This is a genomic window from Gottfriedia sp. NPDC058432 (genome assembly GCF_042721555.1).
In the GTDB taxonomy this organism is placed as follows: Bacteria; Bacillota; Bacilli; order Bacillales; family Bacillaceae_G; genus Gottfriedia.
Map to the genome: position 1 here is coordinate 16,748 of NZ_JBHXLC010000031.1, position 11,507 is coordinate 28,254.

At 30.5% G+C, this 11,507-nt stretch carries 7 protein-coding genes; 4 read left to right on the forward strand and 3 right to left on the reverse strand.

Going from position 1 to position 11,507, the window contains the following annotated elements:
• Positions 1 to 19: 19 nt before the first annotated feature.
• The gene (locus ACFWM3_RS21995) at positions 20 to 571 is read right to left on the reverse strand and encodes an NADPH-dependent FMN reductase (RefSeq protein WP_056473145.1); all 552 of its coding nucleotides are present in this window, start codon (positions 569 to 571) and stop codon (positions 20 to 22) included.
• A gap of 356 nt (positions 572 to 927) precedes the next feature.
• On the opposite strand from ACFWM3_RS21995, the gene ACFWM3_RS22000 reads away from it, so the two are divergent.
• From ACFWM3_RS22000 to ACFWM3_RS22010, 3 genes are all read left to right on the forward strand, one after another.
• On the forward strand, positions 928 to 1,842 hold the full coding sequence (locus ACFWM3_RS22000) for a DMT family transporter (protein ID WP_390312935.1): 915 nt from the start codon (positions 928 to 930) through the stop codon (positions 1,840 to 1,842).
• Between the two features lie 692 nt (positions 1,843 to 2,534).
• On the forward strand, positions 2,535 to 4,037 hold the full coding sequence (locus tag ACFWM3_RS22005; protein ID WP_390312937.1) for a fibronectin type III domain-containing protein: 1,503 nt from the start codon (positions 2,535 to 2,537) through the stop codon (positions 4,035 to 4,037).
• A gap of 14 nt (positions 4,038 to 4,051) precedes the next feature.
• Positions 4,052 to 4,276: a hypothetical protein gene (locus ACFWM3_RS22010; RefSeq protein ID WP_390312938.1), complete on the forward strand. Its 225-nt coding sequence runs from the start codon at positions 4,052 to 4,054 to the stop codon at positions 4,274 to 4,276.
• Between the two features lie 797 nt (positions 4,277 to 5,073).
• On the opposite strand, the gene ACFWM3_RS22015 is transcribed toward ACFWM3_RS22010, so the two are convergent.
• Positions 5,074 to 5,655: a MerR family transcriptional regulator gene (locus tag ACFWM3_RS22015; RefSeq protein ID WP_390312939.1), complete on the reverse strand. Its 582-nt coding sequence runs from the start codon at positions 5,653 to 5,655 to the stop codon at positions 5,074 to 5,076.
• A gap of 723 nt (positions 5,656 to 6,378) precedes the next feature.
• On the reverse strand, positions 6,379 to 9,549 hold the full coding sequence (locus ACFWM3_RS22020) for an ATP-binding cassette domain-containing protein (protein WP_390312940.1): 3,171 nt from the start codon (positions 9,547 to 9,549) through the stop codon (positions 6,379 to 6,381).
• Positions 9,550 to 9,864: 315 nt separating this feature from the next.
• On the opposite strand from ACFWM3_RS22020, the gene ACFWM3_RS22025 reads away from it, so the two are divergent.
• Complete coding sequence (locus ACFWM3_RS22025; RefSeq protein WP_390312941.1) at positions 9,865 to 11,466, forward strand: glycoside hydrolase family 10-like protein; 1,602 nt, start codon at positions 9,865 to 9,867, stop codon at positions 11,464 to 11,466.
• Positions 11,467 to 11,507: the final 41 nt, after the last annotated feature.

The following is an 11,507-nucleotide window of genomic DNA, read 5'->3' on the forward strand; positions in this document are numbered from 1 at the left end:
TTGATTAGGACCATTTTTATTACTTAGAAACACTATTTGATTCTATGTATTCTTTATATAAAATTTCTTTTTGTACATATTCTTTTAATTCATCAATTACTTCAGTTACTTTTGCAAAAGCTTCAGGCTTCACAATTGTATCATTTTCAAAATCAACAGGGTCTAAAACTAGTTGTTTTGGTAATGCATTTCCATAAACACCACGAATTACTGTTCTCAAACTATTTAAAGCATTAATACCACCTTTTCCTCCACCAGCTACTGCTAATAAAGAAATTGGCTTTTTCTTGAATGGCTCAGAACCTAATAGTTCAACTAGGTTTTTTAAAGCTCCACTCATCGCATTATTGTACTCCGGCGTACAAATAACGATTCCATCTGCTTTAACTAGTAATTCTCTAACTGCTTTAACTGCTTCTATTTCTTTTTGTTCAGCTTCCCCATTATAAAGAGGAATTTGTTCAAATGCTAAATCTAAATTTGTATAATTATTAGATTCCGCGATTTGTTTTGCTAAGAATCTAGTTCGACCATTTGCTCTAGGTGAACCATTTACTACGACGATATTCATTAAAATTCCCCTCACAATTTAAAATCATTGCCATAATTTTGACATTTTTTTTACTAAAGATTTCTTTAAACTACAAAATATAGTATAAATGAAATCTATTTATTTGACTAATATTTTAAACAGAATTTAATGAAAACTTCGATATTGAAAATCTTAATAGGCGTGGAAAATATATTTATTATGAACTTCTTATTAGTAAGGAAGTCTTAGTTTTCTAGCTTTTTACTTCCTCATGTACCCTCTATGAGCAAGGTATTTCCCTATCCATGATTTATTCGATTGATATAACACTAAAGTTTAGTATATACTTATTTGACAGAATATTGAAATTACACTTGGAATGGATGTGATACATATTGGGGAATTTGGCAGTAAATAAAAAGGCGACAATTAGTATCATTATTGCAATGGCTACTTTTGGAACAGTAGGTTTCGTCGCTCCTAAAACGGGCTTAAAAGCCATTGATTTAGTTTTTATTAGATGTGTTTTTGCGAGTATATTTTTATTGTCTGTTTGGTATTTTTCAGGGTTAGCTAAAAAAGAAATATTTAATAAAAAAGATATATCTCTTTCATTATTTAGTGGAATTTTATTAGTTTTAAATTGGGTATTTTTATTTAAGTCATTTGAATATTTATCAGTTACAATTTCAGTTTCAATTTATTACTTAGCTCCCGTTATTTTATTCTTATTAGGTAGTTCAATTTATAAAGAAAAAATTACGCTAGTTCCATTACTTGGTGTTTTAAGTAGTTTTATCGGATCGATCCTTTTATCCGGGATTAATTCTGATTTTACACTTGATAAATTCCTTTCGTCTGGGGTCATTTGGGCATTTCTTGCTGCAATCTTTTATGGATTATTAATGATTGTGAATAAAGGGATTACACAAACAAGTTCATATTTTACGACTTTACTTCAGACAACATTAGGGTTTCTGCTTTTAATTCCTTTTGTTAAATTTGATTCTTTTCAAAACTTGCATTTAGAAAACTGGACTTTTATTTTGATTATTGGATTTGTTCATACAGGCGTTATTTATGCATTATTCTTTGGTAATATTAGATTTTTACCTTCTAATATGATTGCTGTATTAACATTTTTAGATCCTGCAGTTGCAATTGTGTTAGATACAGTCATAACAGGTTTTAAACCAACACCAACCCAAGTTATTGGAATTTTTATGACATTTTTAGGTATCGCTTTAATTTTGCTCCTGAATTCACCGAAAAAGGTATCGCAAAATTCAAATGAAAAAATTGCAAATTAACGTTTATTCAGTTAAAAAGAACTTTAACTTCATTGTCAAACTATACTAAAAGGACTATAATAAAGTCATAAAGAATATACTAAAAAGGGATGTGCTGCGAACACCCCCCTTCCGAGTAGTAATTGGTAAAGTTGCTTTCCTCGGATTCAGTGAAGAAATAATCACCACAACCTTTTCGAGGGGTAGGGTGGTTATTTTTTTTTGCTAATAGAAATGATTATACCGATTATGCTTAAGATTACAGTTGCAGTAGTTTTTTACTATATTATTTCAAACTGAATGTTGCTTAAAGTACTGGTAATAAAGCGTTATTTAAACCTTTTATAAATATAAAAAATCATATATATTTGATTTAATGTTACCATTTTGTAACCACATTTTTAAATTAAAGGACTCTTTATTAGCGTTTGAACCACTTATTCAAAGTCTTTTTTCTCTAACAACACTATTACCAAATGAATATAGGACCCTTTCAGCACTATTACTGGAAAGGTCCTTTTTAATTGGAGTTTTAATGAATCATATTTAAAAAGCACTGCAATAACACATTAATAATATCATGTATGAAACAAAATAGACTGTCCTTATTTGAAATATCGTATTTCAAATAAGGACTCACACTTAACTCTACTAATATAGTAAAGTATTTATTGGATAATATATACAATAAAAATTCAAGGTGGAGATATTGCATGAAAAAATTATTTAAACAAGCTATTGTTACAGCAATAACAGCAGCAATCTTAGGATCAATCATTCCAATAAAGTCTCATGCTGAGGAAATTTCTAAACCAATTAGTGAAAACAATATTAATCAAGTAAACACGCAAACTAGTTTACCAACACCTCCCATTATTCAAGGTAGAGCAGTAAATGATAAGTATCCCCAACTGCCAGCACCAACAGTTGAGGCATTTTCTAATGATGATGGAAATGGGACAGGATACTTAAATGTTTCTTGGAAACCCGTTGAAGGTATAACAAAATATCAGGTAATCTTATTTAATGGTTCAATACACAGTTACTGGGATGTCCCTGCAGATGAAACAACCTGGACAACTAAAGGTAAGCGAATGTTCCCTACTTTAGAACAAATTGAGGCTGGTCAAGTGAATTTTAAACGTGATAATTCTGGGACTGACTTTTTAACCGACCCTTCAGTTCTGTATAAAAGAGCTTTTGAAATTAATGGAGGGTTGAACTATTCAGAAAATAAAAGTTATTATGTTCGTGTAACAGCAGTACATAGTGATGGTGCAAGACCTATTTCATACGCTGTATCTTCTACAATTCCATTATCAACTCCTGAAGTGACTGTATCATCAGTTGAGACTTATACAAAGTTAAAAGGCAGTATTAACTTAGAATGGCAACCTGTAATAGGAGCTACCGGCTATATAATATGGATGTTTAATGGCAAAGAATATGAATCTTTCGACATAGGTAACCAAACAAGTTGGTCGACAAGTAATAAAGGTATTTGGCCAACAAAAGATGATATATTAAATGGAGTTAATAAACTACACAAAGATGGAACTGGGACGGATTTACCTTTAAATCCTTCAGAATTATATTCACTAAATAATTTTAATGTTGAAAATGACTTGAATTATAAAATAAAAGTTAGTGCTTATAACGAATATGGTAATTTCTCTGAGCATTCAACACCAGCAAATATTAATTTAGTATCTGACTTTTTAGAAGAGTATATATTACTTGAAAATAATCAATATAAATTAGAGATTCCACAAAATATACAAAATCAGTTAAGTTCACAAGCTATTAGTTCTGTTAATTCGTATTTAAGTATGATGAACGATGTAATAAACACTAACAACATAGAAAATGTAACGGAAGAAGGATTTACTTTAGAATTAACTGATTCCCAATTATCAAATAAATTAGAACAACAAGGTTTAGATCCTTTAGACACTTTGACAGATAAAAAAGGGGTTACAAAAATCAAATTTCATAAATGGGGTATGGAAATTTGGATGAGTCAAGCACTTGTAAAAACTTTAGGTGGCATAGGTATTGGAGGGGCAGGTATTATGCTTGGCATAGTATTACCTGGTATAGGTGTTTGGGCTGCTTTAATAATTGGATCAATTTATAACGCTTATGTTCTAGACAGAGCAACAGCTTTATATGTAAAACAATGGTACACAGGAAAGAGAGTTGTCTCTAAACAATAAATGAGGTGAATTTTATGAAAAAAAGGTTTAGTACTTTTTTTATGCCCTATAAAAAAATGCCTATTAAAACAAGGTTTTTATATAGAGTTATAGCTATTCCTATTTGGTTAATTTATTTAATAATATTCTGGAATTTAGATTATACCCAAAATGCTAAAATAATTATGTCCTTAATGATTGTTATTTCTTGGTCTATTGTTTTAATTTATGACTATAAAAAATTAAAGAGAGAAACTTAAATTTATTTTAAACAGAAACGTTCATTTAATATGAACGTTTCTGTTTGTAGACAAAGTGGTATTTTACCAACTGTCTACAAGATGAGCTACTGTTTCTAAGTTGTTATCTTAGGTTCTATCATTCCGATGAAGTCTTATTCTGAAGAAATTCCAGCATATATAAAAAAAAGAATATACTAAAAAGGGATGTGCTGCGAACACACCCCTTCCGAGTAGTAATTGGTAAAGTTGCTTTCCTCGGATTCAGTAAAGAAATAATCACCACAACCTTTTCGAGGGGTAGGGTGGTTATTTTTTTTTGCTAATAGAAATGATTATACCGATTATGCTTAAGATTACAGTTGCAGTTATCCCAACACTTTGAATAATTAAATTTGCAATCTCATAACCAGTCACATTCTCACCTCCCTTCTTTACGAAGAAAGGCACCTACCACAACTCTACTCTACCTAATTTTACCATAAGTATATTCAAAATACCAGAATGTATGTTCTGTTTTTGTGATATTTGATTACAACCCATTTCGTCAATTTATGAAGAGTAACCATACCTCAACAGCATTTTTTGAACATAATAAGGGTACTAGAATAATGGATTAATGAAAAACCTTCATTCCTGAAGAACGTTCAATAAGAATCAATTTTACATAATAATTTCAGTATAATAAAAAGAACACTTGTTTTAAGTGCTCCCTAATTTCTGCTATTAATTATTATTAAGTGTAAAATTCCATATAAGTTGGCTATTATCATTCCAACGACAAAAGCACTGCGAAATCGCTAAAATGTAATATTAGCTCAAATTTCGAAATACCATTTTTTAAATTCTTCTATTTTTTCACTTACTTTCTTTCGTAATGAATTCTTTTCTTGAGTGGCTGCCGTTTCTAATAACAGTTGTTGATCTTGTTTTCTTTGTTCTCTCCATTCTTCTAACAGTAAGCTAGTCTGCTTTTCTCGTTGCTTTAATACTTCTTTATGTTGTCGATCCATCTTTTTAGAAAGTCTTTCTTCCATTTCATTCATTAGTTTTTCAATTGTTTGCAACTGGTGTTCATTGTTTATCTGTATTAGGTGCTCTGTTAAGTTTAAAGACTTTTCTTCGACTATCATGTCAGTATGAGGTATTAATCTATTGGTTTGCTCTTTTATCATTCTCGCAGACTTCTCTAACGTCATACCATCATGCTTACTTAATTCAATTAGTTTTTCGAAGATCAAGACATCATAATTTGAATATTGTCGATGTCCTCTACTATTCTTTTTGATTGTATAACCAACATTCTCTAAGATGTCCTGATATTTTCTGAAGGTGCTTGGTTTCAACTCCAACTGTTCTCTTATTTGAGTACTAGTTAATATTACATCTCCGTCTATCATACCCCTCACACTCCTTACAATGCTTATATTCTATACTGGCATGCTATCTCCTTTTTGCATTGCAAAAGGTTTACCGAATTTAGCACCAGAGTTTATTGAAAGAGGAAGTTTTGATAAGCAAATAAATGAACTTTTAGAAAAGAGGACCACAACTTAATTGTGATTCTCTATTTAATTTCTACTAGGATAATTTATTAAAAGTAACGTACATTTGTATGTATGTTATCTTTATATAATCTTGATACATTGTTCTAATTTACAGTTCTATTTTTATACGAATGAAATGATCTAATAGTTTCTTTATTTTTAAAAGAAATATAATAAAAAACTCATTTGTATTTTTACAAATGAGTTTTCAAATCAAATTATTATGCAAAATACAATATTTTAGTTTAAAAGATATGTCATCAAGAATATTACAAATACTGTTAAACCCGCTGATATTTTTAAGTTCCTACCTAAGTTTAAATGATTCATCATATCTCCTACTTTCAATTAAAATATTGGTTGAAATATTATCTATTAATAATATATTTTTAGAAAATTCGTTTTTTCCTACAGAATAATCATACTAAGTATACTGTTTTATTTCCATGTATAAAGTGTGAACATTATTCTATGAAAATTTTTTAACAATTTTAGCTGTTATATTGACACGTATATAAATGCTCCAAAATAAAAAACTCATTTCAAAACAATCTTTGAAAATGAGTTTTTTTATTGTTAATTATTTTGAATCAAACACTGATAAACTGCCATCATATCACGTTTATTGAGTTCTCTTATGCGATTAAATATCAGTATATCTTTAACTTCCTCAGTTAGTAGGTTTTCAGGAACTATTTCACTTACTTTACCAGTGAGCCATGTTTGAACCGCAATGCCCTCAACAAGCTGTTGACGTCCACTCTCATTGATTCCACTAGCTAAACAGCTAACACAAGGTATTGTTAATTTATATACTCCGTCATGTAGATTATCTTCAGAAATTACTTTCTTTCCCTTACAGAACGGACAAGGGTTACTCGCTTTTACTTTATTAATTAGTGTAACGATTTTTTTATAGCCAAATGCTTCATAAACATATGTTAGTTTTTTGAATTTACCATTTGTAAAATATTTGTCAATAATGTCTTCTCTAGTCTCAAATATATCTTTAAAATCAGTTATCGTTACTAAGTTTTTATTACTTACGTCTTCTATATTTGACTCAACACGATCCCAAAACGGTAAGGCATTTTGTAATACTACTTCATATCCAACGAAGCTTGCTTGTTTTATTTCTAGCATTTTTAAAGCAACTTGTTGCTCTCGGGATAGTAAAGAAACTTCTACTGTTAATGTTGTTTCTCCACCAACAATTGATTTTATTTCCTCTAGGACTGGTAGCTGGCCAACTGTTTTAATTACTTGATCTACAGGTTGATTGATGATTTCACGAATATCAAATTTGCCAAACATTAATTTTTTGTGGTGGTTTAATACTGTACCTTCGCAAATAGGGCATATAATTTGCTCTTTGGAAACCTTCATTTGTTCTTTAATAGGAGATTTTGAAATTGACATATATCGTCCAATAATCGTATTAAAACCTTCCCATAATCTTTGCGTCTTTCCAGCTTTATCGTAAAAAGTTTTTTCATAGTATCCATATAAAAAAGTATGCTTTTCTGCTTCTGACATTTCATTAAAACTTTTACTAATGTCTTGTCCAAGTTCATTTTTTATTTCATCAAATAGGAATTGTAATTTAGGATATTGGTAATATTTTAAAACTTCCATTACATCTGAATGTAATAAACCTTCCCAAAAAGGTACTATTTTATCTTGTATGACTACATCAATATCAAACTTTTCAATTACTCTACGGCCAGAGCAGGATGGACAATGATTTTCTTGGTTATAAAAGTCAAAACTTCTTGTGTCTTTATTAGTCGGATGTGAAGCAACGATCTGATTAATAAGTCCGCCGATTTCAAATAAAAATGTATATTGACTATATAAATGTCTTTCTAAATCAATTGCAATTACAGGAAGAATAGCATCAGATTCATATTCTCCATAAATAAGTCGTGCCATCGATGATAAACTTTTTAATATACCACCTTTATAAATGTTTTCTGCATTTTTGAAATAATTTATATTATTTTCTTGTAAATATTGAACTCCCTTTTGTACTTTTAGTGCTGATGAGATATGCGCATGAGGCTTTTCAGAATCCTGTTTTATGTGATTAAAATAATCATCATGACTTATAACTTCAAGATGTTCAACAGGGGTAATCTTTCTTTTCCCAAAATCAACAATATAATCCGAACTGTCTAACATGTATGCATTATGTTCAATCATCATAATAGAAATTGATTCATCTTTTAGAATTTCTCGAACACTATCTATAAATTGATTTAATATATTTTGTGATAATCCTTTTGAAGGTTCATCAAAAATGAATAGTGTATGAGGATTTCTTGAATTAGTAAATAGTTCAGAAACTAAATGTACACATTGAAATTCACCGGTTGATAGTGTTTGTGTTTTTCTTTCAAGAGTAAGATAGCCAAGACCAAGTTTAATTAATAAGCTTAATCGTTTATGAGCAATGTCTTCGTTCGGTAGTTCATCAATGATATCCTCGATTGAACGCAGGAAAATATCATCTATTTCTTCACTATATTTTGTTAACTTTCTTTTTATATCTAGGAATGTAGCAACTGTTGATCGACTCGTAATCGATTGGTTTCGATCTTGACCTACCATCACTAATTTATCTTTTGGGTATCGTTTTAAAAAGTCTTTTGACATACATTCATTTACTAGAGTTGATTTACCACATCCAGATTCGCCAGTAAATGTTACTAGTCTATTTTTAGGGATTTGTATTTCTTGAATTTGGATATTACGACAATGAAGATCTTTAAACTCATAGAACTCTTTTGGCAAACTCTCATTTCTTTCCCAAAGAATCGGTTTAGGTCGTGGTGATTCTTCTACAATTTTCCCACCGTATTTACCACTTCCAGGTCCGAAAAATACTTGATCATCTGTTGCATCTAACACATTGTCGGAATGGTCAATTAACCATATTTGATTTTTAAATCCTAATTCTTTTATCTCGTCTAATATTTTATTTAAAGTATCATGGTCAAGACCAACCGAAATTTCATCGATGATAATAACAGTATTTTCACTAGTTGCCATAAATTCGGCTAAATAAAGTCGAGTTATTTCTCCACCGGATAATGTACCTGTTATTCGATTTAAGGATAAATAACCAATATTCATTTTGATTATATTGTTGAGTAAATGCTGTTTAGCTTCACTAATTTGTAATTCTTCTGCTAGTGATAAGATTGTTTCTACACTTAAGTTATTAATATCTGAAATAGTATGTGGACGATCAAATAACTCAATTGTATATTCTTCAATTTTTTGATTATATCGGTTTCCTTTACACTTTTTACATTCAATATTTTTTGTAATTCCGCGGCCTTTACAATCCGGGCACCAGCCTAATTCATTATTAAATGAAAAAACTTCTGGAGAAAGATTAAACTTTTCTGCAAGACAAACACGAATGTCCTTAAAAACACCAGTATGTGTTCCAAGTGTTGAACGTGGATTCGTAGAAATGGATGATTTGCCAAGGAATAGTACTAATGGCATTTCTTCCATATTAATCGCACTAAAATTTGTTTCCATTATGTTTGGAAATAAATATTGATATTCAGCCTTTGGAAGTAAAGACACTAGTCGTTTCTTCGACTCCTCACCAATTGTTTGACAAAAAGTTGTTTTACCAGAACCAGATAAACCTGCAATTCCCAATGATTGATTCTCAGGTAAAATTGCATCTAATTTATTAATATTATTTGCAATTAATTGGCTTATTTTCAAATTCTTATCCTCTCTTATCTCGTAAAATTCGAATAAATTATGTATGCTCTTTCCTTATATGACCTTTAATTTCTGCAATTATACTTACAATCAATATTTTACCAATTTAAGACAATCCAAGCTATAGATCGTGAATGATAATATGATTTATTTGAGGGATTTCACAAAAATATCAAACAAACCGAAATTTAATTTCTTAATTTTTTTGATTTTTTTGAAATTTTATTTCAAAAACCATAGACAATACTTTCCATTTTTGGTAGTTTTATATTATGTAAGCGCTACTAATTTAATAGAAAGTAAGGTGGAACACTTATGAAGAAAAGAAAACTAGGTAAATATGCGATTGCTGCTACAGTAGGCGCATCACTATTATTTCAACAAATTCAAAATGTTCATGCTGAAACTACTTCACAGTCCCCAATCCCGCCTAAGCATGAGCTGCGAGCAGCTTGGATTGCTTCAGTAGTAAACATAGATTGGCCATCAGCTACAGGCTTATCTGAAATGCAACAAAAATCGGAGTTTATTAAACTACTAGATGATGTGGAAAAGATGGGAATGAATTCAGTTGTCGTCCAAATTAAGCCGACTGCAGATGCTTTTTATCCATCTAATTATGGTCCATGGTCAAAATACTTAACAGGTACACAAGGTAAGGATCCAGGCTACGATCCACTTGCATTTATGGTTGAAGAAGCACATAAACGTAATATTGAATTTCATGCCTGGTTTAATCCGTATCGTATTACAATGCCACGAACTGCACCAGGAGATGCGACTTTAGAGGATTTAAATACTTTAGCAGAAAACCATCCTGCAAGAAAACATCCTGAGTGGGTAATCCCATATGGAAAGCAATTATATTTTGATCCAGGTAATCCTGATGCACGTCAATTTATTATTGATGGGATTATGGAAGTTGTAAAAAAATATGATATTGATGCAGTCCATTTGGATGATTATTTTTATCCATATCGCATCGCAGGTCAAGAATTTCCAGATCAATCCTCGTACGAAAAATATGGTAAACAAAAGTTTGCTAATATTGATGATTGGCGACGAGACAATGTAAATGAGTTCGTCAAAATTCTTCACAATTCAATAAAAGATGAAAAATCTTATGTGAAGTTTGGGATTAGTCCTTTTGGAGTCTGGAGAAACATCGCAAAAGACCCTACTGGTTCAAATACTACTGCTGGACAAACAAATTATGATGATTTATTTGCAGACACAAGGGAATGGATTAATAAAGATTATCTAGATTATATTACTCCGCAAATCTATTGGAATATAGGATTTGAACCTGCTGCGTATGATATACTTGCGAATTGGTGGACGAAGGAAGTAAAAGGTAAGAATATTGATTTATATATTGGACAAGCTGATTACAAAATTAACGATAACAATGCAGCTTGGGCTTTACCTGATGAATTACCAAAACAAATTGCCTTAAATCGTACAATTCCTGAAATCAAAGGTAGTATGCATTTTTCAATTTCGGACTTAAATCGTAATCCACTTGGTATTAAGGATCGTTTAAGCCAGGACTTATATAAAACAAAAGCATTAATTCCTTCAATGCCATGGTTAGATGACCAGGCTCCAAAGAAACCAAAATTCGAAAACGCTCTTCGTACAAAAGATGGAATCCAACTCACTTTGAATACTCACCCTAATGATCAAGATGTTTCCTATTATGTTGTATACCGTTTTGATGGATTACAAAAAGATAGCATAGATGATCCAAGAAACATCTTAACTACCGTTCGTAAATCAGATAATGGCAAAACAACATATCTCGATTCAACAGCAAATATAGATAAAGACTACACATATGAAATAACTGCTGTCGATCGACTTCATAATGAAAGTAAAGAAAGTAATCAAATAAAGGTTAAAGCTAGTAAGAAATAGGTATAATAAAGAGCTTCCAATTCAATATAGGAAGCTCTTTA

Bases quoted from the DNA above. Each gene is read 5' to 3' on its own strand.
- ACFWM3_RS22025 (WP_390312941.1), top strand. From the start codon at position 9,865: ATGAAGAAAAGAAAACTAGGTAAATATGCGATTGCTGCTACAGTAGGC.
- ACFWM3_RS22010 (WP_390312938.1), top strand. From the start codon at position 4,052: ATGAAAAAAAGGTTTAGTACTTTTTTTATGCCCTATAAAAAAATGCCT.
- ACFWM3_RS21995 (WP_056473145.1), bottom strand. From the start codon at position 571: ATGAATATCGTCGTAGTAAATGGTTCACCTAGAGCAAATGGTCGAACT.
- ACFWM3_RS22015 (WP_390312939.1), bottom strand. From the start codon at position 5,655: ATGATAGACGGAGATGTAATATTAACTAGTACTCAAATAAGAGAACAG.
- ACFWM3_RS22005 (WP_390312937.1), top strand. From the start codon at position 2,535: ATGAAAAAATTATTTAAACAAGCTATTGTTACAGCAATAACAGCAGCA.